The organism is Gemmobacter sp., assembly GCF_016792925.1.
In the GTDB taxonomy this organism is placed as follows: domain Bacteria; phylum Pseudomonadota; class Alphaproteobacteria; order Rhodobacterales; family Rhodobacteraceae; genus Gemmobacter.
In genome coordinates, this window is sequence record NZ_JAEULU010000004.1 from 1 (window position 1) to 23075 (window position 23075).

The window sequence follows — 23075 nt, forward strand, 5'->3', positions numbered from 1 at the left end:
AGCTCCAGCGGATCGGCGAATTCGCTGTCGATGCGGCGCCACAGCAGGCCCAGCGGCTCCAGCCCCTTCACGGTGCGCACCATGGCCTGACCGTTCTGCACGATCAGGTCTTCGCCTTCCAGCAGGGTCAGGCCCAGATAGCGGGCGATATAGGTGTGTTCGTAATAGGTATCATTGTTCGGCCCCGGCGTCAGGATCGCCATGCGCCGCCCTTCGCCGGCCAGATCCTCCATCGCGGCGCGGAAGGCGCGGAAGAACCCGGCCAGCCTGCGCACATTGGCGCGGGGGAACGGGTCCGAGAAGATGCGGCTGGTGGCCATCCGGTTTTCCAGCGCAAAGCCCGAACCGGAGGGCGCCTGCGCCCGGTCGCCCAGCACGAAGAACGACCCGTCGGGCGAGCGCCCGATCTCGAAGGCCAGATGATGCAGCCAATGGCCCGAGCGCGGGCGCACCCCCACCAGCGGGCGCAGCCATTGCGGGTTCTGCGCCACCAGTTCCGCAGGCAGGTGCCCGTCGGCCACCAGTCGCCCGGGGCCGTAAAGATCGGCCATCACCTGTTCCAGCAGCTCGGCCCGCTGGGCCAGCCCGTCGCAAATCCCCTGCCATTCGGCATCCGAGATCAGCACCGGCACATGGCTCAGCGGCCATTCGCGTTCCTGCGCCGGGCCGCCGCTATACAGCCGGAAATACACCCCGGCATCGCGCAGATATTGTTCCCCCCGGCCAAAGCGGGCCGCGACCTCCTCGGGCGAGAGGCTGGCAAGCTGGGCAAGAAAGGGCTGCCAGACCGGACGCATCCGGCCTGTGGCATCGAACAATTCATCCGCGACGCCGGGTTGCGGCGTGTAATCCGCCAGCAGGGCGGCGCGGGGCAGGGGGGCGGCGGAGGACGTCATCCCGCCGTTATAGCCCCGGCGCGCGGCGCAGGTCGAGCGTCATCGGAAACTCCGGGTGGGGCTGTTCCGGCGCGGGGGCATAGGCGCCGGGCTGGTGGCCATGCGCCTCGAACCGGGCCAGACGCCGTGCCTCGGCCTCATAGCCGTTCACCGGGAAGGTGTCATAGTTGCGCCCGCCGGGATGCGCGACGTGATAGACGCAGCCGCCAAGCGCCCGGCCTGTCCAATCATCATAGATGTCGAAGGTCAGCGGCGCATTGACCGGCAGCACCGGATGCAGCGCCGCCGCCGGTTGCCAGGCCTTGAAGCGCACGCCGCCCACGGCTTCGCCACTGGTGCCGCTGCGCGCCAGCGGCACCGGGCGGCGGTTGCACATCACCCGGTAGCGATCCTGATGCAGGGTGGTCAGCTTTACCTGCAAGCGCTCGACCGAGCTGTCGGTATAGCGCACCGTGCCGCCAATCGCGCCGGTTTCGCCCAGCACATGCCAGGGCTCCAGCGCCTGCCGCAGTTCCAGATGCACGCCGCCGATGTCGATCTGCCCGCAGAAGGGGAAGCGGAACTCGGCCTGCGCCTGATACCACACCGGATCGAGCTTGAAGCCATGGTGCCCCAGATCATCCAGCAGCGACAGGAAATCGGCCCAGATGAAATGCGGCAGCATGAAGCGGTCATGCAGCACCGTGCCCCAACGCACCGGCTTGCCCGTCACCGGCGCTTGCGAGCAGCGCGCGATGATCGCCCGGATCAGCAATTGCTGCGCCAGGTTCATGCGCGGATGCGGCGGCATCTCGAAACCGCGGAACTCCACCAGCCCCAGGCGCCCCGTGGGGCCATCGGGGGAATAGAGCTTGTCGATGCAGATCTCGGCCCGGTGGGTATTGCCGGTCACATCAATCAGGATGTTGCGCAGCAGCCGGTCCACCAGCCAGGGTGGCGGCAGCGGCCCGCCCGAGACCAGATCGCCAATCTGCGCCAGCGCGATTTCCAGCTCGTAAAGGCTGTCATGGCGCGCCTCGTCGATGCGTGGGGCCTGCGAGGTTGGCCCGATGAACAGGCCCGAGAACAGGTAGGACAGCGAGGGGTGGCGCTGCCAGATCAGGATCAGCGACTTCAGCAGATCGGGGCGGCGCAGGAAAGGGCTGTCGCCCATGGTCTCGCCCCCGACCACCACATGATTGCCGCCGCCAGTGCCGGTATGGCGGCCATCAATCATGAATTTGTCGGCGCCAAGGCGGCAATTGCGTGCCTCGTCATAGATCGCCTCTGTGGTGGCGACGCAATCCTCCCAACTATGGGCCGGGTGGATGTTCACCTCGATCACGCCCGGATCGGGGGCGACGCGGATCACGTTCAGGCGCGGGTCATGGGGGGGCGCATAGCCTTCGATATGGATGGGCAGGCCAAGCGCCTCGGCGGTCACTTCGGCGGTGGCGAGCAGCTCCAGATAATCTTCCAGCGTCTCGCAGGGCGGCATGAACAGGCACAGCCGCCCGTCGCGCGGCTCGATCGCAATGGCGGTGCGCACGGCGCCTTGCGCCGGGTCCACGCCCTGCGCCACCTGCCGTTGCCGGGCCGTGCTATCGCTGCGGGTCGTGCCCTCTTGCAGATGGCCCGCGCTGGTTTCGGGCGTCATCGCGGCGATCTCGGCCTCCTCTTGCGCCAGCCGGTCCAGCTCGGCCTGCACCTCGGCCAGCCGATGCGGCGCGATGCGGGCGTGGAAATCGGGCAGCGGCGCCAGCGGCAGCGATGTATCGGACGGGTAGCTGTAGGGATATTGCGCGGGCGGGATATAGGGCAGCCCCGCCAGTGGCAGGCGATAGCCCACCGGGCTGTCCCCCGGCACCAGAAACAGATGGCCGCGCCGGGGCTTCCACATCTCCGACCGCCATTTCGGCGCGCCGGCCTGCGATTGCCAGCGCTGCAAGGGCAGAACGAAGCCCGACGGCTCGGTCAGACCGCGCGAAAACACCCGGGCAAAGCGCGAGCGTTCTTCCGGGTCTTTCAGCTTGCTGTTCTCCGGGCTGACATTGGGCGGCAGGTTCGCCTCTTTCAAGATCCACTCGGCCGGGTCTTCGAAGGCGGGCTGCGCATGGGCGGCCGTGATGCCCAGATTTTCGGCAAAGGCCTCCATGAAGCGCCCGGCTTGCGCGGCGCCGACCTTGTAATCCTGCGCCTCGACCGCCACCAGATCGGGGTTCTTCCACACCGGCACGCCATCGCGGCGCCAATACAGCGAGAAGGTCCAGCGCGGCAGGCTTTCGCCCGGATACCACTTGCCCTGCCCGTAATGCAGGAAGCCCCCCGGCGCAAAGCGCGTGCGCAGGCGACGGATCAACTGGTCGGCGCGGTCGCGCTTTTGCGGGCCGACGGCCTCGGTGTTCCATTCGGCGGATTCGAAATCGTCGATCGACACGAAGGTCGGCTCGCCGCCCATCGTCAGCCGCACATCGCCCTTGGCCAGCACCTCATCGACCTTGCGGCCCATGGCGTTCAACCGCGCCCAGGCCTCGTCGCTGAACGGTTTGGTGATGCGCGGATGTTCGGCCACCCGGCGAACCTGCATGTCAAAGGCAAATTCCACCTGCGGCGTGCCCGCGCTGGCATAGCCGCCCGAGATCGGCGCGGCGTTGCGATAATGCGGGGTCGCGGCCAGCGGGATATGGCTTTCGCCGGTCAGAAGGCCGCTCGTCGGGTCCAGCCCCACCCAGCCTGCGCCGGGAATATAGGCCTCCACCCAGGCATGTAGATCGGTGAAATCCACCTCGGTGCCGGATGGGCCATCCAGCGATTTCACATCCGGCGCCAGCTGGATCAGATAGCCCGAGACAAAGCGCGCGGCAAAGCCCAGATGGCGCAGCGCCTGCACCAGAAGCCAGCTCGAATCGCGGCACGAGCCGGATTTCAGATGCAGGGTTTCCTCGGGCGTCTGCACGCCGGGCTCCATGCGGATGGTGTAATTCACCGCGCCGTTGACCCGCGCATTCAGCGCCACCAGGAAATCGGTGACCCGCGCGCGGTCGCGCGGCACGCCGTCCAGAAAGGCCTGCACCAGCGGCCCCGCCGGTTCCGGGCGGCGATAGATCACCAGATCATCCGCCAGATCGGCGGGATATTCAAAGGGCCAGAACTCGGCGCTGTCCTCGACGAAAAAGTCGAACGGATTATAGACCGACATATCGGCCACCAGATCGACCTCGATCTTGAACTCCATCACCGGCTCGGGGAACACGAAGCGCGCCAGCCAATTGCCGTAAGGGTCTTGCTGGTGGTTCACGAAATGGCCGCCGGGTGAGACCTTCAGGCTGTGCGACAGCACCTTGGTGCGCGATTGCGGGGCCGGGCGCAGGCGGATGATCTGGGGGCCCAGGGTGACAGGGCGGTCATACTTGTAATGGGTCAGGTGATGGATACTGGCATGAATCGCCATGAAGGCCCCCGGCTGCTGTGCTGTTCCCGAAACTTAGACGGCAAGCCGCCATGGGATGCCTCCATCCTGCGCAGCTTTCGGGCAGAGTCACGCAAAACCGCCCAAGCCATAGGCCGGGCGGTTGCAATTGCCTGAAATTTCAGCAGATCAGCCGAGCGGGGCGAGCAGCGCCCTGAGCGCGGCAGCCGGGGTCTCGCTGCGCCAGATTTCTTCGCCCACGCCAAAGAAATCGGTGATCGGCCCCAGTTTCTCGACCAGTTCGGCGGTCAGCGCGCCTTCGGCCACCACCGGCACCTCGATCATCTCGGACCACCACTGGAACAGCTCCAGCTCGGCGCGCGAGCCATCGCCCAGGGGCGTTTCGCCCACCGGACCGAAGGCCACGTAATCGGCGCCCCCCTCGGCGGCGCCAATGCCCTCATGCCGGGTCACGCCGCAGAAGGCGCCGATGATCGCATCATCGCCCAGATCCTTGCGCAGCTTGCGCACATTGCGGGCGCCATCGGTCAGATGCACGCCATCGAGCCCCAGACGCTCCACCAGCAGCGCGTGCTTTTCGATCACCAGCGCCACGTCGCGGGCATGGGCCACCTCGCGCAGCGCATCGGCGGCGCGCGCCACGCGGTCCTCGTCGCGGGTGGCCAGCGCCAGCCGCACGCAAGACACCTCGTGCCCGTCCAGCACCGCCGCCAATTGCGCCGGGAACACATCCAGATCGAACTCGGGCGGGGTGACAAGGTAAAGCTGCGGGCGTTCGGTATCGGACATGGGACCACTCGGGCTGAGGTTTCCCGCGCTTTAGCGGGTTTTCGCGGCTTTGGGAATGGCAGGCGGCGCGGGAAGCAGGCTTGTCAGGGCAGGGGCTTCGCTTTATACGCGCCCGGTGGTCCAAATCGGGCCACAAGAATCAACATGACGCCGCGTGTGCCCCTCTGTCGCTTGTGGGGGCATTTCCGGCAAAGGAGAAGCGACATGAAACTTCATGAATTGGCCGATAACGCCGGTGCAGCCCGCAAGCAGAAGCGCGTCGCGCGCGGCCCGGGCTCGGGCAAGGGCAAAACCGCTGGCCGTGGTATCAAAGGTCAGAAATCGCGTTCGGGCGTGGCCATCGGTGGTTACGAGGGCGGCCAGATGCCGCTGTATCGCCGCCTGCCGAAGCGCGGCTTCAACAAGCCGAACGCCAAGGAATACGCGGTGGTCAACCTCGGCCTGATCGAGAAATTCGTGGCGGCCGGCAAGCTGAACGCTGCTGAAATCACCGAAGACGCCCTGATCGCGGCTGGCGTGACCAAGTACAAGCACGATGGCGTGCGCGTTCTGGCCAAGGGCGCTGTGACCTCCAAGCTGGTGATCACCGTGACCGGCGCCTCGGCTGCCGCCATCGAAGCGGTGGCTGCGGCTGGTGGCTCGCTCACCGTGGCGCAAGCGGCTGCTGCCGCTGAATAAGCCTCGGGCGGCTTTGGCCGCTGAATAAGGTTGTGAGCGGTCGCAAGACCGCTTACATGGGATCAAGTTTTCCCGCGCCGCCGACCGGAAAACGGTTCGGCGGCGCTGTCATGAAAGAGCATCCGTATGGCATCTGCTGCAGAGCAAATGGCGGCGAACCTGAGCTGGGGCGCCCTTGGCAAGGCGACGGACCTTCGCCAACGCATCTTCTTCACCATCGGCCTTCTGATCGTCTATCGCCTTGGCACCTATATTCCGGTGCCGGGGATCGACGGTGGCGCGCTGCGCAACTTCATGTCGGATGTCTCGGCCGGTCTTGGCGGCATCCTGAACATGTTCACCGGCGGCGCCATCAGCCGCATGGGCATCTTCGCGCTTGGCATCATGCCCTATATCTCGGCCTCGATCATCGTTCAGCTCTTGTCCTCCATGTGGGCACCGCTGGAGCAGCTGAAGAAAGAGGGCGAGCAGGGCAAGAAAAAGCTGAACCAATATACCCGCTACGGCACGGTCGCGCTGGCGCTGTTCCAGGCCTATGGCATCGCCGCCAGCCTGGAGACCGGCAATCTGGCGCATGAGCCGGGCCTGTTCTTCAAGGCGGGTGTGGTGATCACGCTGGTTGGCGGCACCATGTTCCTGATGTGGCTGGGCGAGCAGATCACCGCGCGCGGCATCGGCAATGGCATCTCGCTCATCATCTTCGTCGGCATCGTGGCCGAGATCCCGGCCGCGCTGGCGCAGTTCTTCAGCCAGGGCCGCTCGGGCGCCATCTCGCCTGCGGTGATCATCGGGGTGATCGTGATGGTGGTGGCCGTGATCGCCTTCGTGGTGTTCATGGAACGCGCCCTGCGCAAGATCCATATCCAGTATCCCCGCCGTCAGGTGGGCATGAAGATCTATGACGGCGGCTCCAGCCACCTGCCGATCAAGGTGAACCCGGCGGGCGTGATCCCGGCGATCTTCGCCTCGTCGCTGCTGTTGCTGCCCACCACGATCGCCGCCTTCTCGCATTCGCAGACCGGGCCGGTGATGTCGACGATCCTCGCCTATTTCGGGCCGGGTCAGCCGCTTTACCTGCTGTTCTTCACGGCGATGATCGTGTTCTTCGCCTATTTCTACACCCACAACGTCGCTTTCAAAGTCGACGAGGTGGCGGATAACCTGAAAAATCAGGGTGGTTTCATTCCGGGCATCCGTCCCGGCAAGAAAACCGAAGAACATCTGGAATATATCGTCAACCGCGTGCTGGTGATCGGGGCTGCCTATCTGGCCTTCGTCTGCCTGCTGCCCGAGATCATCCGCCACCAGCTGACGATCCCGTTCTACTTCGGCGGCACTTCGGTGCTGATCGTGGTCTCGGTGACGATGGACACCATCAACCAGATCCAGTCGCATCTGCTGGCCCACCAGTATGAAGGCTTGATCGAAAAATCGCAGCTGCGGGGCCGCAAACGCACGGGCGCCAAACCCGTGACCCGCCGCTGAATGCCAAAGCCTGGGAGGAAACCTGAACCATGACCAATATCATTCTTCTCGGGCCGCCCGGCGCCGGTAAAGGCACGCAGGCCAAGCGGCTGGTGGATGAGCGGAACATGGTGCAGCTTTCCACCGGCGACATGCTGCGCGAGGCCAAGACCTCGGGCACCGAAATGGGCAAGCGCGTCGCCGAGGTGATGGACAAGGGGCAGCTGGTCACCGACGAGATCGTGATCGGCCTGATCGAGGAAAAGCTGTCCGGCCCGGCGGGCGGCGGCTTCATCTTCGACGGCTTCCCCCGCACCCTGGCGCAGGCCGATGCGCTTGGCGCGCTGCTGGCGCGCAAGGGGCAAAAGCTGGATGCGGTGATCGAGCTGGTGGTGGATGACGAGGCGCTGGTCGCCCGCATCGTGCGCCGCGCCGAGGAAGCCGCCGCCGCAGGCCAGCCGGTGCGCGCCGATGACAACCCGGAGGTTTTCGCCGGGCGTCTGCGCGAATATTACAAGAAAACCGCGCCGCTGACCGGCTATTACTATGCCAAGGGCGACCTGAAACAGGTGGATGGCATGGCGCCGATGGCGGAGGTTGGCGAGGCCGTCGCGAAACTTCTTGACAGCCAGTGAAACTTGCGCCGTTGCCCTTGACGGGTGACGCAAAACGACCTAAGCCACGGCGTCCCGCAAGGGAATCGTCCGTGGCTTTCGTTTTTCCTCCGGGAGATTCGGTCTTGGGCGGACCATTCGAGCCGGGCGACGGTTAATGCACTCTCAAGGTCGCGCCGGTGTTGTGAAAAAAGGTTCTGGCATTACGGAACCGCAACGATGAAGGAAGACACGTTTGGCACGTATTGCTGGCGTTAACATCCCGACCGGGAAACGCGTCCCGATCTCTCTGCAATATATCCACGGTATCGGCGCCCATTTCGCAGAGCAAATCTGTGAATCGCTGAATATCGACCGCGCCCGTCGCGTGAACCAGCTTTCGGATGCCGAAGTGCTGGCGATCCGCGAATATATCGACGCGAACTTCACCGTCGAAGGCGACCTGCGTCGCGAAGTGTCGATGAACATCAAGCGTCTGATGGACCTCGGCTGCTACCGTGGCCTGCGTCACCGCCGCAACCTGCCGGTTCGCGGTCAGCGCACCCATACCAACGCTCGCACCCGCAAAGGCCCCGCAAAGGCCATCGCCGGCAAGAAGAAATAAGGGGCGCTGAGATATGGCACGCGATAAAACCCGTATGAAGCGCAAAGAGCGCAAGAACATCGCCGCTGGCGTCGTTCATGTGAACTCGTCCTTCAACAACACCAAGATCCTGATCTCCGACGTTCAGGGCAACGCCATTTCCTGGTCGTCCTCGGGCACCATGGGCTTCAAGGGTTCGCGCAAGTCGACCCCCTATGCCGCCCAGATGGCTGCCGAAGACGCCGCCAAAAAGGCTCAGGAACATGGCATGAAGACCGTTGAGGTCGAAGTGCAGGGTCCGGGTTCGGGCCGTGAATCGGCGCTGCGCGCGCTGGCCGCGGTTGGCCTGACCATCACCTCGATCCGCGACGTGACGCCGCTGGCCCATAACGGCTGCCGTCCGCCCAAGCGTCGCCGCGTCTGACGCAAGACCTTTGATCGGGCCGCGCAGGTTTGCGCGGCCCTTTCACGCATTTCTGAACCTCGGGCGTTCTCCGCTTAGGGACATGGGCAGAGAACAAGTATGGAGGCGAAAGCATGATCCACAAGAATTGGGCAGAGCTGATCAAACCGACCCAGCTGGTCGTGAAGCCGGGCGCCGATCCGGCCCGCGTGGCCACCGTGATCGCCGAACCGCTGGAACGCGGCTTCGGTCTGACGCTGGGCAACGCGCTGCGCCGCGTGCTGATGTCGTCGCTGCAAGGCGGGGCCATCACCTCGGTGCAGATCGACAATGTTCTGCATGAGTTTTCCAGCGTGGCCGGTGTGCGCGAAGATGTCACCGACATCGTGCTGAACCTCAAGGGCGTCAGCCTGAAGATGGAAGTCGAAGGGCCGAAGCGCCTGTCTATCTCGGCCAAGGGGCCGGGCGTCGTGACCGCTGGCGACATTTCGGAATCGAATGGCATCGAGATCCTGAACCGGGATCACGTTATCTGCCACCTCGACGACGGCGCCGATGTCTACATGGAACTGACGGTGAACACCGGCAAGGGCTATGTGGCTGCCGACAAGAACAAGCCGGAAGATGCACCGATCGGCATGATCGCCATCGACGCCATTTTCTCGCCGGTCAAGAAAGTGTCCTACGAAGTCACCCCGACCCGCGAAGGTCAGGTGCTGGACTATGACAAGCTGACCATGAAGATCGAGACCAATGGCGCGCTGACCCCCGAGGATGCCGTGGCCTATGCCGCCCGCATCCTGCAAGATCAGCTGGCCGTGTTCGTCAATTTCGACGAGCCGGAATCGGCCTCGAAGCAAGAGCTGGATACGGGCCTCGAGTTCAATCCGCTTCTGCTGAAGAAGGTCGACGAGCTGGAGCTTTCGGTGCGTTCGGCCAACTGCCTGAAGAACGACAATATCGTGTATATTGGCGATCTGATCCAGAAAACCGAAGCCGAAATGCTGCGCACCCCGAACTTCGGCCGCAAATCCTTGAACGAAATCAAGGAAGTGCTGTCGGGCATGGGCCTGCATCTCGGCATGGATGTCGAGGATTGGCCGCCGGAAAACATCGAAGATCTGGCCAAGCGCTTCGAGGACCAGTTCTAAGAGATTCGGGGGGCCGCAAGGCCTCCCGGCAATGCCCTCGATGGAGGGGAACCCTGGGCAATCCTGCCCCAACGAAGTGGCCCCAACGCAGGGCCGCAAGACAAAGCAAAAACGCTAGGAGATCATCATGCGTCACGCTCGCGGCTACCGCCGTCTGAACCGCACCCACGAACACCGCAAGGCCCTGTTTGCCAACATGGCCGGCTCGCTGATCGAGCACGAGCAGATCAAGACCACGCTTCCGAAAGCCAAGGAACTGCGTCCGATCGTCGAAAAGCTGATCACGCTGGCCAAGCGCCGCGACCTGCACGCCCGTCGTCAGGCCTCCTCGCAGCTGAACGACGAAAAGCACGTCGCTCGCCTGTTTGAAATCCTCGGCCCGCGCTACGCGAACCGTCAGGGCGGCTATATCCGCATCCTGAAAGCCGGTTTCCGCTATGGCGACATGGCGCCGATGGCGATCATCGAATTCGTGGATCGTGATCCCGCTGCCAAAGGCGCCGCCGACCGTGCGCGTCTGGAAGCAGAAGAAGCTGCCGAGGGCTGATCTGCCCTCGCATTTCGGAAAAGGCCCGCTTCGGCGGGCCTTTTTCTTATCTGGCCCCAAGATGTTAACGTTACGGAAACCCGAGGTTTCTATCACAGGGCTGGAACTCACTGGTGGCGCACCCTATGGTTGCGGTGACGCCGAATCCTGTCGTTGGAAGCCCCGCTAGATGTCCGCCCTGCAAGGCATTGACAAAGATCTGAAATATCTCGCCCGGCTGTCGCCGTCGGGGTATTTTGTCGGGCTTCATATCCGTTTCACCTCGCCGATGATGACCTTCCAGACCTACCCGCAGGCCTGGACCGATCATTACACCGAGAATGGCTATGCCATGCGCGACCCGATCATTGCCTGGGGTTTCACCCAGCTCGGGGCGACGCGCTGGAGCGAGATCACCTTTCCCGACACATTCGGCATTCTGGCCGAAGCCGCGCGCCATGGGCTTGTCTATGGGGTGGCCGTTTCTTGCGGCCCGGTTTCGTCCCGCACCATTTCCGGCCTGGCGCGGGCTGATCGAGAGTTCTCGGCCGAGGAGATCACCCTCGCGGCCACGATCATCACCCGTCTGCATGATGTGACCCAGCCGCCGGATCACCTGACCGACGCCCAGATCGAGGCGCTCCGTCTGATTGCCGCAGGCCATCGCCATGCGGCAGCCGCAGCCAAGCTGGGGATTTCCGAAAGCGCGCTGAAGGTGCGGTTGAATTCCGCTCGTCAGCGTCTGCTGGCCCGGACAACGGCCGAGGCCATCCAGCGCGCCACCGACTATCGCCTGATCTGAAGCGCCGGCCTGGCCCTACAGGATGTAGGGTATCCTTCCTGCCGGAGACACATCATGCAGACGACGACGCTTTCCTTTGCCAATATGCACAACCATGGCGAGCTGATGGCAAACCTGTTTCGCGCCCGCCGCCAAAGCTTCATCATCCAGAACCGCTGGGAACTGCCCGAAGCCCTGGGCATGGAATATGACCAATACGACACCCCGGCGAGCCGCTGGATCGCAGTGCATCAGGGCGCGCAGATCCTGGCGGGCATCCGCCTGACGCCCACCACCGCGCGCTGCGGCATCTACAGCTATATGATCCGCGATGCGCAAAACGGGCTGCTGGACACGATCCCCTCGGATTTGTTGAATTTTCCGGCGCCTGTCGATGCTGACATCTGGGAATCGAGCCGGGTCTTCGTGGCGCATGACACGCCCATGGCGATCCGCCGCCGGGTGCATGCGCAGCTGATCACCGAGATGACGGTCTCGGCCCGCAAGCTGGGCGCGAAACGGGTTTTGGGCATCATCCCGGCCAGCTGGCCCCGCTGGGCGGCGCGTTGCGGGCTGGATGTGGCGGCGGCAGGCCGCGTGCTGGAATTCGACGGCTATGACAGCCAATGCGTGTCGATCAACCTGGCCGAGACGCTGCACTGAGAGTTGAAACCGCCGGGCCGCCTGTCCATATCCGCAGGGGCGGCCCGCCTTTGCGCGGGAAAAACTGTAACCTCCTATACGCAATTGCACGAAAAGGGGCGCGAATCGTAATGAGATGTACACTTTTTGCCGTGATGCTGGGGCTATCGGTGGCCGCCCCCACCTTTGCACAAACCGTTCCCGGCTCTCAGGCCGAGATCAGCCTCAGCTTCGCCCCGGTGGTGCGTCAGACCGCGCCCGCTGTGGTGAACATCTATGCCACGGTTCTGGTCGAGAGCCGTGAGAGCCCCTTTGCGGGCGACCCGTTCTTTGAACAGTTCTTTCAGGGCATGACCCGCAGCCGCCCGCGGCTGGAGAACTCGCTGGGCTCTGGTGTGATCGTCGGTGCCGATGGCATTGTGGTGTCGAATTACCATGTCGTCGGGCAGGCCACCGAAATCAGGGTGGAGCTGTCCGACCGGCGCGAGTTCAAGGCGCATGTCTTGCTGGCGGATGAGGAGGCCGATCTGGCGATCCTGCAACTGGAGGGCGCCGAGGATTTGCCAGCGCTGGCCCTGCGCAACTCTGACGAGCTGGAGGTCGGAGAGCTGGTGCTGGCCATCGGCAACCCCTTCGGGGTGGGGCAGACGGTGTCCTCCGGGATCATCTCGGGGCTTGGGCGCTCCACGCTTTCGCTGGGCGACGGGCGGGGCTATTTCGTGCAGACCGATGCCGCGATCAACCCGGGCAATTCGGGCGGGGCGCTGGTCGATATGGCCGGGCGGCTGATCGGGATCAATACGGCGATTCTCACGCGGGGTGGCGGGTCGAATGGCATCGGCTTTGCCATCCCCTCGAACCTGGTGCAGAATTTTGTCGATCAGGCCCAGGCGGGCGAGACCCGGTTCCAGCGCCCTTGGGCCGGGGTGCAGGGGCAGGGCATGGATGCCGCCATGGCCGAGGCCATGGGCCTGCCGCGCCCGGAAGGCGTGGTGTTGAGCGAGCTGCACCCGGAAAGCCCGTTCCGCGCGGCGGGGCTGGAGGTTGGCGATGTGATCCTGTCGATCGACGGCGCCCCGACCGACAGCCCGCAGGAGATCATGTTCCGGCTGGCGGCGCTTGGCATCGGCCGCGAGGTCACGCTGCGCTATCTGCGCGGTGGCGAGGAGGCCGAGGCGGAGGTGGTGCTGATCGCGCCGCCCGACAGCCCGCCGCGCGACGAGCGGCGCCTTGCGGGCGAAAGCGTGCTGCAAGGCCTGACGGTGGCGCGCATCAACCCGGCGGTGGCGGCCGAGCTGGATGTGCCGAGCGCTGTGGCCTCGGGCGTGGTGGTCACCGGGGCAGAGGGGCTGGCGGCGCGCTTCGGCCTGCAACGTGGCGATGTGATTCTGGGCATCAACGGCGTGTCCGTGAGCAGCCCGGAGGAGGTGGAGGCCCTGAGCGCGCCGACGACCCGCCGTTGGGGGGTCGAGGTCTTGCGGCAGGGGCGGCAGATGTTGCTGCGCTTCCGCATCTGACCTTTTCGCGGCGCGCATCCGGGCGTAACGTAAACCATGGCCGATTTGTTTGACACGCCCCAACCCGCCCGACCAGAGGCGCCGCGCCCGCTGGCCGACCGCCTGCGCCCGAAATCCCTGTCTGAGGTGATCGGCCAGGAGCATGTTCTGGGGCCGGAGGGGCCTTTGGGGGCGATGCTCGCCGCCGGCAGCCTGTCTTCGCTGATCCTGTGGGGGCCGCCGGGCGTGGGCAAGACCACCATTGCCCGGCTGCTGGCCGATCAGACCAAGCTGGCCTTCGTGCAGATTTCTGCCATTTTCACCGGCGTGCCGGACCTGCGGAAGGTGTTTGAAAGCGCCAAGATTCGGCGGGCGAACGGGCAGGGGACGCTGCTGTTCGTGGATGAGATCCACCGCTTCAACAAGGCGCAGCAGGACGGGTTTTTGCCCTATATGGAGGATGGCACGATCCTTCTGGTGGGGGCGACGACGGAAAACCCGTCTTTCGAGCTGAACGCCGCCGTGCTGAGCCGGGCGCAGGTGATCGTGCTGGAGCGTCTCAGCCTCGCCGATCTGGAGCGGCTGGCGCAGCGGGCGGAGAAAGAGCTGGCACGCGCTTTGCCGTTGAAGGCCGAGGCGCGGGAAAGCTTGCTGGAAATGGCCGATGGTGACGGGCGGGCGCTGCTCAATCTGATCGAGCAGGTGATGGCGCATAAGGGCGAGGCGCTGACCAAGGCCCAGCTGGGCCAGCGGCTGATGCGGCGGGCCAGCAAATATGACAAATCGGGCGAGGAACATTACAACCTGATCTCGGCCCTGCACAAATCGGTGCGCGGGTCAGACCCGGACGCGGCGCTTTACTGGTTCGCGCGCATGCTGGAGGGCGGCGAAGACCCGCGGTTTCTGGCGCGGCGCTTGGTCCGCATGGCGGTGGAGGATATTGGCCTCGCCGATCCGCAGGCGCAGGCGGTTTGCGTGGACAGTTGGCAGACCTATGAGCGCCTGGGCAGCCCCGAGGGCGAATTGGCGCTGGCCAATGCGGTGGTCTACCTCGCGCTGGCGCCGAAATCGAACGGGGTCTATGTGGCCTATAAGGCGGCGCGGGCGGCGGCACGCGACACTGGCAGCCTGCCGCCGCCGCTGCATATCCGCAATGCGCCGACGAAGCTGATGAAAGAGATCGGCTATGGGTCGGGCTATGCCTATGACCATGACGCCGAAGATGGATTTTCGGGGCAGGATTATTTCCCCGAGGGCATGAAGCGCCCGATCTTCTATGCGCCGCCCGAGCGGGGCTTTGAGCGCGAGTTGAAGAAACGGGTGGAGTTTTTTGCCGGGCTCAGGGCGAAGCGGCGGGGGTGAGGCGGGTATTCGGCAAAGGCCATCGCCTTTGCCGCGCGATGCCATCCCGGCCTGACGCCGGGGGCCCAAAGGCCGCCGGCCAGCACCCGCCCCTCGCATGGCGGGTGCTTCGCCCCCGCCGGGGCAGGCGCTGGCCTTGGTTGCGCGGGGTGAGCCGGTCTTGCGGAACCGTTGCGAGTCGGGCGGGGCGAGGCAGTGCCTCGCCTGATCCGCCCGAATGAGGCGGCCCTCACTCACACATGCTGCGCGCCGTTCACCTCGATCTCGGCGCCGGAGATATAGCTGGACTGATCGGAACACAGGAACCAGATGACATCGGCCACCTCGCGCGGTTGGCCAAGGCGCTGCATCGGCAGTTTCTCGACGATCTTGTCGGTGCCGGGCGACAGGATGGAGGTTTCGATCTCGCCGGGGGCGATGGCATTGACCCGCACGCCCAAGGGGCCGAAATCATGGGCCATTTCGCGGGTCAGCGCCGCCAGCGCCGCCTTGGAGGTGGCATAGGCGGCACCGGCAAAGGGATGCACACGCGCCCCCGCGATGGAGGTGACATTCACCACCGAGCCGCGGGCGGCGGAAAGCTCCTCCTGCAAGCCGCGCGCCAGCACGATGGACGCGAAGAAGTTCACGTGGAACACCTGCCCCCAGGTGCGCAGATCGGTTTCCAGCGTGTTCAACCGCTTGCCGCCCGGCCCCTTGGGCGAGATCCCGGCATTGTTCACCAGCGCATGCAGTCGCCCCCCGATCTTTTCCTTGATGGTGGCGATGGCCTGAATGGTGGCATCCGGGCTGGCCAGATCAATCTGGATGTGGTTCTCGGCGCCGCCGGGCCAGGGGCAGCGGGCATCAAAGGGCTGGCGCGAGCAGGTCAGCACCCGCCACCCCTCGGCGCTGAACCGCTTGACCGTGGCATGGCCGATGCCCCGGCTTGCCCCTGTCAGAACCATGACCTTCTGCTCGCTCATCGCTGCCTCCGCGCTTTGCCGCCACCCTACGCCTGACAGGGGGAATTGCAACCTTGGCAGGGCGCGGCAAAGGGGCTATCCCCTTGGGCATTCCTGCGAGGCCCCCATGAAACAGCAGACGCGCACCATGCAAGATTCCATCGCCACCGCCAAAACGCTCTCCGAGGCTCTGCCCTATCTGCAACGCTATTCCGGCGCCGTGGTCGTCGTGAAATTCGGCGGCAATGCGATGGGCGATGATGAGGCCATGGCCGAATTCGCCCGCGACATCGTGCTGATGCGGCAAGTGGGCGTGAACCCGGTGGTGGTGCATGGCGGCGGGCCGATGATCAACGAGATGTTGACCAAGCTGGGCATCAAATCCGAATTCGTGCGCGGCAAGCGGGTGACCGACAAGGCCACGGTGGAAGTGGTGGAGATGATCCTGTCGGGGCTGGTGAACAAGCGCATCGTGCAGGCGATCAACGATCAGGGCGGGCGCGCTGTGGGGATCTCCGGCAAGGATGATGACCTGATGGTCTGCGAGGCCGACGACCCGGAGCTGGGCTTTGTGGGCCGCCCGGTGGAGATGAATGTGCAGGTGCTGCGCGATCTTTACACGGCGGGCATCATTCCGGTGGTGGCTCCGGTGGCGACCGGCATGGCCGATAACGAGACCTTCAACGTGAATGGCGATACGGCGGCGGGGGCGATTGCGGGGGCCTTGCAGGCCGACCGGCTCTTGCTGCTGACCGATGTGTCGGGGGTGAAAAACGCCGAGGGGGTGGTGATGACCCAGATCACCCCCGAGGAGATCCGGCAGATGACCGCCGATGGCGTGATTGCGGGCGGCATGATCCCGAAGACCGAGACCGCGCTGATGGCGCTGGATCAGGGGGTGCGGGCGGTGACGATTCTGGATGGGCGGTTGCCCAATGCCTGCCTGCTGGAGCTGTTCACCGATCATGGCGCGGGCAGCCAGATCCGCTCGACCGAGCCGCGCGTCAAGCCGCGCGTCCGGCGGTGAAGGCAGCGCTTGAAGCGCATCACCTTGAAATCCTGGGCGGGTTTCATGCCGAGGATGACCCCGCGCTGCCAAAAGGCGCCCGCACGCTGCTGCTGATCGGCCCCTCGGAGCCGGGCTTCTGGCCGCATTTCACGGCGCAGCCGGAATGGCAGGATGGCCAGCCCGACCCGATGGACCGCTGGTCGCGCCGGGTGATCGGGCGGCTGGCCTGCGATCTGGGGGCCAAGGCGCTGTTTCCCTTTGGCGGGCCGCCCTACCACCCGTTTTACCAATGGGCGCTGCGCAGCGGGCGGGCCTGGGCCTCGCCGGTGCAGCTTCTGGTGCATGAGACGCAGGGCCTGTTCTTCTCGGCCCGGGGCGCGCTGGCGCTGAAAGAGCGGGTAGAGCTGCCGGCGCCGGGGGCGCGGCCCTGTGACGCCTGCGCCCAGCCCTGCGCCGATGCCTGCCCGGCGGGGGCGCTGACGCCTGCCGCCTATAACGTCTCGGAATGCCACAGCTTTCTGGACAGCGGGGCAGGGGAGGGCTGCTTGTCGCAGGGATGTGCGGTGCGTCGCGCTTGCCCGGTGTCCCAAAGCTATGCAAGGATGGAGGTTCAATCCGCCTATCATATGAGGCAGTTTCACAGATGACCCTTCGGCTGATCCTGACCCGACACGCGAAATCCAGCTGGGATGACCCGCTGATGAGCGACCATGACCGCCCGCTGAACGCGCGCGGCAAAGCGGCGGCTGCCGATCTGGGCGGTTGGCTGGCCTCGCGCAGCTATCTGCCGGGGCAGGTGCTGTGTTCGGATGCCCTGCGCACCCGCGAGACCTGGGAGGGCATCGCGCCCGCGCTGGCCGCGCCGCCGGTGCCGGAGCTGAAACCGACGCTGTACCATGCCGGGGCCGATGTGATGCTGGCGGTGCTGCGCCATGCGACGGCGCCGGTGGTGATGATGATCGGCCATAACCCCGGCATTGCCGATTTCGCACAGCGCATCGTGGCGCGGGCGCCGGTGAATGGCGAGTTTGGCCGCTATCCGACCGGGGCAACGCTGGTTTGCGATTTTGCCTGTGAAAGCTGGTCGGAGATCGGCTGGGGCATGGGCAGCGTGGATGATTTCATCATCCCGCGCGAATTGGTCGGCTGACAGCGGCCCCCCATTGGCGGCAGGATGACAAAAGGCGCCCCGCAGGGCGCCTTTTTCGATTTTTCTGCGAAAAATCGGGGGCTTAGTGCCCGAGGATCTGGCTGAGGAACAGTTTGGTGCGATCCGATTGCGGGTTGTTGAAGAACTCGCGCGGCTCGTTCTGTTCGACGATCTGGCCTTTGTCCATGAACACCACGCGGTTCGCCACGGCCTGCGCAAAGCCCATTTCATGCGTCACGCAGAGCATGGTCATGCCTTCCTCGGCGAGGCTGATCATGGTGTCCAGCACCTCCTTGATCATCTCGGGGTCGAGGGCGGAGGTGGGCTCATCGAACAGCATGATGCGCGGTTTCATGCAGAGCGAGCGGGCGATCGCCACGCGCTGTTGCTGACCGCCCGAAAGCTGACCGGGGTATTTATGCGCCTGATCCGGGATTTTCACCTTGGACAGGAAGTGCATCGCGGTTTCTTCGGCCTCGCGCTTGGGGATCTTGCGCACCCAGATCGGGGCCAGCGTGCAGTTTTCCAGAATCGTCAGATGCGGAAACAGGTTGAAGTGCTGGAACACCATCCCCACTTCCGAGCGCACCTTGTCGATGTTCTTCAGGTCATTGGTCAGCTCGGTGCCATCCACCACGATCTGCCCGGCCTGATGTTCCTCCAGCCGGTTGATGCAGCGGATCAGCGTCGATTTGCCCGAACCGGACGGCCCGCAGATGACGATGCGTTCGCCCTTTTGCACGGTCATGTTCACATCGCGCAGGACGTGGAACTGGCCATACCATTTGTTCATATTGGTGATCTGGATGGCGACCTCGTCCGAGACCTTCATCTTCGAGCGGTCGATTGCGTGTTCAGCCATGATGAGGCCTCCTTAACGATGGTCGGTCTTCAGCTTGCGTTCGAGCCACATGGAGTAGCGCGACATGCCGAAGCAGATGAGGAAGAAGATGGCGCCGGCAAAGATATAGGGCTCCCAGTAGATGCCCTTCCAGTTGATGTCGGCGCGCACGACGGCGGTGATGCCTTTCAGCGGGTCCATCAGGCCGACGAAGGCCACCAGCGTGGTATCCTTGAACAGGCCGATGAAGCTGGAGACGATGCCGGGGATCGAGATCTTGAGCGCCTGCGGCATGATGATCAGCCGCTGCGCCTGCCAGTAATCGAGGCCAAGCGCGTCGGCGGCCTCATACTGACCGCGCGGCAGGGCCGCGAGGCCGCCCCGGATCACTTCGGCGATATAGGCCGCAGCGAACAGGGTGACGAGGATGATAACGCGCAGGATGATGTCGAAATTGGTCTCGGGCGGCAGGAAATATTGCAGCAGCAGCGAGGCGGTGAACAGCAGGGTGATCAGCGGCACGCCGCGGATGAACTCGATGAAGCCGACGGAGAGCGATTTCACCAAGAGCATGTCGGACTGACGGCCCAGGGCCAGCAGGATGCCCAGCGGCAGCGAGGCCGAGATGGCGGTGATGCCGATGACGATGGAGAGCAGGAAGCCGCCGAACTGGTCGCTGTCAACCTCGCGCAGGCCCAGCGGGATGGCGCTGTGCAGGGCGGTGGAGAGCGGGGTTTGCACCAGCAGCCACCAGGCGGCGGCGGCGAGCAGGCCGACACCGGCGCCCACCGGCACGCCCAGCTTGGGCGAGGCGAAGCGGAACACCAGCGCCATGACGCCAAAGCCAAGCGCCACCACGATCGGCGCCCAGATGGTGCCGCCCCAAAGCAGCCAATAGGCGATGAAGGGGAAGCTGAGGCTGAACAGCATCATCTTGCGCGGCAGCGACAGGAACAGCACCGGCGCCAGTGCCACCAACATCAGCACGAAGGCCAGGTTGGGCCGCCAATACTGATCCATCGGGTAGAAGCCGTAGGTATATTGGTGCCAACGCTCGCGCACCATGGCCCAGCAGGCGCCCGTCGCATCGGGGCCCCAGGTCTGGGCGATGATGGCGTTGCATTCCGACAGCGAGGCCGCGTTCCAGACCGAATGCATCAGCCATGGCACGATGCCCATCAGCAGCCAGAGGATCGCCAGCCCGCCCAGCACGGTGAGAACCGAGTTTGCCGGGCTGGAGAACAGGTTTTCGCGCGCCCAGCGAACCAGCCCCTGCTGGCCCGAGGGGGGCTCGCGCGGGTCGATCATTTCAGACCGGACGAAGGGGGTGAAGTTGGTCATCTCAGCGCTCCTTCAGCCGCACGGCCCGGTTGAACATGTTCATCAGGGCGGAAATGATCAGGCTGATCGTCAGATAGATGCCCATCATCAGCAACATGCATTCCAGTTCCTTGCCGGTCTGGTTCAGCGTGACGCCCCCCAGCGTGCCGCGCAGGTCCATGTAGGACACGGCGATGGCCAGCGAGGTGTTCTTGGTCAGGTTCAGATATTGCGAGATCAGCGGCGGGATGATGACCCGCAGCGCCTGCGGCAGGATCACGAGGTTCATCGTCCGGCCCGGGCGCAGGCCCAGGGCGGCGGCGGCCTCGGATTGCCCGCGCGAGATGGCCTGAATGCCCGCCCGCACGATTTCCGCGATGAAAGCCGCGGTGTAAAGCGCCAGCGCCAGCGTCAGCGCGGTGAAGCTATGCGCCACATTGATGCCGCCGACAAAGTTGAAGCCCTTCAGCTCGGGCACCACCCAATGCAGGCCCAGAACCCAAAGCAGGATCATCGAGGGCACCGTCAGGATGGCCAGCGATTTCCACCAGATCACCGGACGCTCGCCCGTGGCCTCTTGCGTGGCATTGGCCTGACGCACCAGACGGCGATTGACGAAGATCGAGCCGCCAAACACCGCCAGCAGCGCCAGCAGGTTCAGCGAGACCTTGAAGATGCCAAGGTCGATCACGCCAAGCCCGCCCTCGGGCGAGCCGGGCTGCAGCGATTCGGTATGGCAGGCCTCACGCTCGCGGCCCAGGCAGAATTTCGGCTCGGGGATCACGGTGCCACGGTTGGTGACGGCGATGATGCCGAACAGCATGGAGGCCTTGGGCGCCTCGCCTGCCGCTTCCATCTCGGGCGTGGAGCGGAAATCCTTGGGCTGCGGCGCGGTTTCCGACAGGATGGTCGCCGCCAGAAGGATCCACAGCAGCACCGGCACGTTGCGGAACACCTCGACATAGACCGTCATCAGACGGCTGACGAGCCAGTTCTTCGACAGGCGCAACACGCCGATGAACACCCCCAGCACGGTGGCGATGGTGCAGCCGACCAGCGCGGCCAGCAGCGTGTTCAGAAGGCCGATGAAGCCCGCCCGCAAATGCGAGCTGTCATTGGTGTAATCCACCAATCTCTGATTGATGTCATAGCCCGCACGATTGAGCAGGAAGCCAAAGTCGAAGGTGCGATCCTTCGCCTCCAGATTCGCGATCGTGTTGTTCACCAGCCACGACAGAAACAGCAGAAACAGGACCAGCACCACCACCTGGATGGTGAGCGACCTGTAGCGCGTGTCATAAATAAGCATTCCCAGCCGAAAGTTTTCTTTCGGCGCGTCCGAGACAAAAGTCATGTGATGCGTACCCCCGCGTCCTGCCCGTCGCCCACATTTTTGCGGTGTCTGATCGGGTCAGGCGGTCGTTGTTTGTGGATGGGGGCACCCGCGAGGCGCCCCCATCTGTGCGATCAGCTCAGCGGAAGGGCGGAGCGTATTGCAGGCCACCCTGGGTCCAGAGCGCGTTCAGACCGCGCGCCAGTTTGATCGGGGTGGCCGAACCGATATTGGCCTCGAAGATCTCGCCATAGTTGCCGGAAACGGCGATGGCGCGCTTGGCCCAATCCTTGTCGAGGCCCAGCATCGCGCCAAGGTCGCCCTCGGTGCCCAGCAGGCGCTTGATTTCCGGGTTGGTGGTGGTGGTGGCCACTTCTTCGATATTGGCTTTGTTCACGCCATACTCTTCGGCGGCGATCAGCGCGAAGAAGGTCCAGCGGACCACATCGCCCCAGACGTTGTCGCCATGGCGCACCATCGGGCCGAGCGGCTCTTTCGAGATGATCTCGGGGAGGATGATGTGGTTGTCGGCATCGGGCATGGTGGCGCGCGACGCGGCCAGACCCGAGGCATCGGTGGTGTAGGTGTCGCAGGCGCCCGCCAGATATTGACGCTGGCCTTCCGAATCATCCGCCACGTTGACCGGAGTATAGGTCATGTTGTTGGCCTTGAAGAAGTCGGCCAGGTTCAGCTCGGTGGTGGTGCCGGTCTGGATGCAGACAGTGGCGCCATCCAGCTCCTTGGCGGAGGACACGCCGAGGTCTTTCTTCACCATGAAGCCCTGACCGTCGTAGTAGTTGGTCGCCACCACGTCGAATTTCAGGTCCACATCGCGCGAGAAGGTCCAGGTCGAGTTGCGGACCAGCAGGTCCACCTCGGAGGATGCCAGCGCGGTGAAGCGGGTCTCGCCGGTCAGCGGGACGAACTTGACCTTGGACGCATCGCCCAGAACCGCCGCGGCCACGGCCTTGCACAGGGCCACGTCAAAGCCCTGATATTCGCCATTGGCGTCGGGCGCACCGAAACCCGTCAGGCCGACGTTGGAACCGCAGTTCAGCACACCGCGGGCCTTCACGTCTTCCAGCGTGCCGGCACCGGCAACACCTGCAAGCAGCGCGGCCGCCGACAGCGTGCCAAGGAATACGGATTTTTTCATGCGTACCTCTTCCTGAGTTTCCGCCCGTTTTCGGGCGGTGTTTTATGACGCCCATTGCAGGGCTTGGAACAGCCGGAGCCATACCGCCGGGGGCGGCTTGTCTCTCAGTATCTGGCAGTTTCGTGCAAAGCGCTTTGGGAGGTCAAGCGAAACTCTTGCGTTAGCGCTAACTGCCGCAAGGTCAACATGTTGTGTCGCCCTGAAGGCAGCGGCGCAGAAAGATGCTCTCTTTCTGCGCCATGCCTGTGCAAGATTGTTATCAACACAATCCGTAGAATCGCGCAGCGTCGCGCATTGCTTGCAGCTTCACCGCCTCTTTCGCGGCGGCTTCCTCATCCTCGCCCCATTGCTCGATCTGCCAATGCTCGTCGATTCGGCTCAAGGCGAAGGCCTCGTCCGCCGACAGCCGCCCCTCGGCCACCGCAAGGCCCAGAACCAGCGAGCCGGTGATGGCGATGAGGTCGTGCAGCGCGGCCAGCTGGAACGGGGTCTGGGCAAAGACGGCGGCGCGCAGGGCCGCAAGGCTAC

Annotated in this window: 22 protein-coding genes and 1 pseudogene; 14 read left to right on the top strand and 9 right to left on the bottom strand. The window is 64.5% G+C overall.

Annotated features, from left to right (window positions below; genetic code table 11):
- From JNN06_RS00120 to JNN06_RS00130, 3 genes are all read right to left on the bottom strand, one after another.
- The coding region (locus JNN06_RS00120; protein WP_291237570.1) for a circularly permuted type 2 ATP-grasp protein at positions 1–896 on the bottom strand (896 nt) is incomplete at its 3' end.
- Between the two features lie 7 nt (positions 897–903).
- Positions 904–4326 (bottom strand): DUF2126 domain-containing protein, encoded by a 3423-nt coding sequence (locus JNN06_RS00125; protein ID WP_291237571.1) that lies wholly within the window; start codon positions 4324–4326, stop codon positions 904–906.
- Positions 4327–4473: 147 nt separating this feature from the next.
- Positions 4474–5094, bottom strand: a complete 621-nt coding sequence (locus tag JNN06_RS00130; protein ID WP_291237572.1) for a thiamine phosphate synthase — start codon at positions 5092–5094, stop codon at positions 4474–4476.
- A gap of 204 nt (positions 5095–5298) precedes the next feature.
- Here JNN06_RS00130 and rplO point away from each other — a divergent pair, with 204 nt between their 5' ends.
- The 11 genes from rplO to JNN06_RS00185 all read left to right on the top strand — a co-directional run bounded on the left by rplO (position 5299) and on the right by JNN06_RS00185 (position 14794).
- Positions 5299–5772, top strand: coding sequence for a 50S ribosomal protein L15 (rplO, locus tag JNN06_RS00135; protein WP_291237573.1), 474 nt, complete (start codon positions 5299–5301; stop codon positions 5770–5772).
- A gap of 126 nt (positions 5773–5898) precedes the next feature.
- The gene (gene secY / locus JNN06_RS00140; RefSeq protein ID WP_291237574.1) at positions 5899–7257 is read left to right on the top strand and encodes a preprotein translocase subunit SecY; all 1359 of its coding nucleotides are present in this window, start codon (positions 5899–5901) and stop codon (positions 7255–7257) included.
- A 29-nt stretch (positions 7258–7286) separates the two neighbouring features.
- The gene (locus JNN06_RS00145; RefSeq protein WP_291237575.1) at positions 7287–7871 is read left to right on the top strand and encodes an adenylate kinase; all 585 of its coding nucleotides are present in this window, start codon (positions 7287–7289) and stop codon (positions 7869–7871) included.
- Between the two features lie 214 nt (positions 7872–8085).
- Positions 8086–8454 (top strand): 30S ribosomal protein S13, encoded by a 369-nt coding sequence (gene rpsM, locus JNN06_RS00150; RefSeq protein WP_291237576.1) that lies wholly within the window; start codon positions 8086–8088, stop codon positions 8452–8454.
- Between the two features lie 13 nt (positions 8455–8467).
- Positions 8468–8857 (top strand): 30S ribosomal protein S11, encoded by a 390-nt coding sequence (rpsK, locus tag JNN06_RS00155; RefSeq protein ID WP_151720608.1) that lies wholly within the window; start codon positions 8468–8470, stop codon positions 8855–8857.
- 113 nt (positions 8858–8970) lie between these two features.
- The gene (locus JNN06_RS00160) at positions 8971–9987 is read left to right on the top strand and encodes a DNA-directed RNA polymerase subunit alpha (RefSeq protein ID WP_291237577.1); all 1017 of its coding nucleotides are present in this window, start codon (positions 8971–8973) and stop codon (positions 9985–9987) included.
- A 127-nt stretch (positions 9988–10114) separates the two neighbouring features.
- Positions 10115–10534, top strand: coding sequence for a 50S ribosomal protein L17 (rplQ, locus tag JNN06_RS00165; RefSeq protein ID WP_291237578.1), 420 nt, complete (start codon positions 10115–10117; stop codon positions 10532–10534).
- A 169-nt stretch (positions 10535–10703) separates the two neighbouring features.
- Positions 10704–11315: an autoinducer binding domain-containing protein gene (locus JNN06_RS00170; RefSeq protein WP_291237579.1), complete on the top strand. Its 612-nt coding sequence runs from the start codon at positions 10704–10706 to the stop codon at positions 11313–11315.
- Positions 11316–11369: 54 nt separating this feature from the next.
- Entirely contained in the window at positions 11370–11957 is a 588-nt protein-coding gene (locus JNN06_RS00175) for an acyl-homoserine-lactone synthase (RefSeq protein WP_291237580.1), read from the top strand.
- Between the two features lie 110 nt (positions 11958–12067).
- Complete coding sequence (locus JNN06_RS00180; RefSeq protein ID WP_291237581.1) at positions 12068–13453, top strand: Do family serine endopeptidase; 1386 nt, start codon at positions 12068–12070, stop codon at positions 13451–13453.
- A gap of 36 nt (positions 13454–13489) precedes the next feature.
- Positions 13490–14794, top strand: a complete 1305-nt coding sequence (locus JNN06_RS00185; RefSeq protein ID WP_291237582.1) for a replication-associated recombination protein A — start codon at positions 13490–13492, stop codon at positions 14792–14794.
- Between the two features lie 233 nt (positions 14795–15027).
- Here the strand turns inward: JNN06_RS00185 and JNN06_RS00190 are convergent, their stop codons facing one another.
- Positions 15028–15759 carry an SDR family oxidoreductase gene (locus JNN06_RS00190; RefSeq protein ID WP_291237583.1) on the bottom strand — a complete coding sequence of 244 codons (732 nt, stop codon included), beginning with the start codon at positions 15757–15759 and terminating at the stop codon, positions 15028–15030.
- 106 nt (positions 15760–15865) lie between these two features.
- Between JNN06_RS00190 and argB the strand changes: the two genes are divergently transcribed.
- Genes argB through JNN06_RS00205 form a run of 3 tightly spaced genes read left to right on the top strand, consistent with a single transcriptional unit; the run spans position 15866 to position 17897 of the window.
- Positions 15866–16765: an acetylglutamate kinase gene (gene argB, locus JNN06_RS00195; RefSeq protein WP_291237584.1), complete on the top strand. Its 900-nt coding sequence runs from the start codon at positions 15866–15868 to the stop codon at positions 16763–16765.
- Positions 16762–17394, top strand: coding sequence for a ferredoxin (locus JNN06_RS00200; protein WP_291237585.1), 633 nt, complete (start codon positions 16762–16764; stop codon positions 17392–17394). Before argB ends, JNN06_RS00200 begins: the two co-directional genes overlap by 4 nt.
- Positions 17391–17897, top strand: coding sequence for a histidine phosphatase family protein (locus tag JNN06_RS00205; RefSeq protein WP_291237586.1), 507 nt, complete (start codon positions 17391–17393; stop codon positions 17895–17897). The genes JNN06_RS00200 and JNN06_RS00205 overlap by 4 nt, the downstream gene beginning before the upstream one ends.
- Before the next feature lie 82 nt (positions 17898–17979).
- Here JNN06_RS00205 and JNN06_RS00210 read toward each other — a convergent pair whose 3' ends face one another.
- The 5 genes and pseudogenes from JNN06_RS00210 to JNN06_RS00230 all read right to left on the bottom strand — a co-directional run.
- Positions 17980–18759: an amino acid ABC transporter ATP-binding protein gene (locus JNN06_RS00210; protein ID WP_291237587.1), complete on the bottom strand. Its 780-nt coding sequence runs from the start codon at positions 18757–18759 to the stop codon at positions 17980–17982.
- 12 nt (positions 18760–18771) lie between these two features.
- Positions 18772–20079 carry an amino acid ABC transporter permease gene (locus tag JNN06_RS00215; protein ID WP_291237588.1) on the bottom strand — a complete coding sequence of 436 codons (1308 nt, stop codon included), beginning with the start codon at positions 20077–20079 and terminating at the stop codon, positions 18772–18774.
- 1 nt (position 20080) lies between these two features.
- Positions 20081–21412 carry an ABC transporter permease subunit gene (locus JNN06_RS00220; RefSeq protein WP_291237589.1) on the bottom strand — a complete coding sequence of 444 codons (1332 nt, stop codon included), beginning with the start codon at positions 21410–21412 and terminating at the stop codon, positions 20081–20083.
- A gap of 118 nt (positions 21413–21530) precedes the next feature.
- Positions 21531–22547 carry an amino acid ABC transporter substrate-binding protein gene (locus JNN06_RS00225; RefSeq protein WP_291237590.1) on the bottom strand — a complete coding sequence of 339 codons (1017 nt, stop codon included), beginning with the start codon at positions 22545–22547 and terminating at the stop codon, positions 21531–21533.
- 259 nt (positions 22548–22806) lie between these two features.
- Positions 22807–23075: pseudogene (locus JNN06_RS00230) on the bottom strand (ATPase); the annotation flags it as partial.

Coding starts and splice junctions, on each gene's coding strand:
- JNN06_RS00125 (WP_291237571.1), bottom strand. CDS start 4,326: ATGGCGATTCATGCCAGTATCCATCACCTGACCCATTACAAGTATGAC.
- JNN06_RS00130 (WP_291237572.1), bottom strand. CDS start 5,094: ATGTCCGATACCGAACGCCCGCAGCTTTACCTTGTCACCCCGCCCGAG.
- rplO (WP_291237573.1), top strand. CDS start 5,299: ATGAAACTTCATGAATTGGCCGATAACGCCGGTGCAGCCCGCAAGCAG.
- secY (WP_291237574.1), top strand. CDS start 5,899: ATGGCATCTGCTGCAGAGCAAATGGCGGCGAACCTGAGCTGGGGCGCC.
- JNN06_RS00145 (WP_291237575.1), top strand. CDS start 7,287: ATGACCAATATCATTCTTCTCGGGCCGCCCGGCGCCGGTAAAGGCACG.
- rpsK (WP_151720608.1), top strand. CDS start 8,468: ATGGCACGCGATAAAACCCGTATGAAGCGCAAAGAGCGCAAGAACATC.
- JNN06_RS00160 (WP_291237577.1), top strand. CDS start 8,971: ATGATCCACAAGAATTGGGCAGAGCTGATCAAACCGACCCAGCTGGTC.
- rplQ (WP_291237578.1), top strand. CDS start 10,115: ATGCGTCACGCTCGCGGCTACCGCCGTCTGAACCGCACCCACGAACAC.
- JNN06_RS00170 (WP_291237579.1), top strand. CDS start 10,704: ATGTCCGCCCTGCAAGGCATTGACAAAGATCTGAAATATCTCGCCCGG.
- JNN06_RS00175 (WP_291237580.1), top strand. CDS start 11,370: ATGCAGACGACGACGCTTTCCTTTGCCAATATGCACAACCATGGCGAG.
- JNN06_RS00180 (WP_291237581.1), top strand. CDS start 12,068: ATGAGATGTACACTTTTTGCCGTGATGCTGGGGCTATCGGTGGCCGCC.
- JNN06_RS00185 (WP_291237582.1), top strand. CDS start 13,490: ATGGCCGATTTGTTTGACACGCCCCAACCCGCCCGACCAGAGGCGCCG.
- JNN06_RS00190 (WP_291237583.1), bottom strand. CDS start 15,759: ATGAGCGAGCAGAAGGTCATGGTTCTGACAGGGGCAAGCCGGGGCATC.
- argB (WP_291237584.1), top strand. CDS start 15,866: ATGAAACAGCAGACGCGCACCATGCAAGATTCCATCGCCACCGCCAAA.
- JNN06_RS00205 (WP_291237586.1), top strand. CDS start 17,391: ATGACCCTTCGGCTGATCCTGACCCGACACGCGAAATCCAGCTGGGAT.
- JNN06_RS00210 (WP_291237587.1), bottom strand. CDS start 18,759: ATGGCTGAACACGCAATCGACCGCTCGAAGATGAAGGTCTCGGACGAG.
- JNN06_RS00215 (WP_291237588.1), bottom strand. CDS start 20,079: ATGACCAACTTCACCCCCTTCGTCCGGTCTGAAATGATCGACCCGCGC.
- JNN06_RS00220 (WP_291237589.1), bottom strand. CDS start 21,412: ATGACTTTTGTCTCGGACGCGCCGAAAGAAAACTTTCGGCTGGGAATG.
- JNN06_RS00225 (WP_291237590.1), bottom strand. CDS start 22,547: ATGAAAAAATCCGTATTCCTTGGCACGCTGTCGGCGGCCGCGCTGCTT.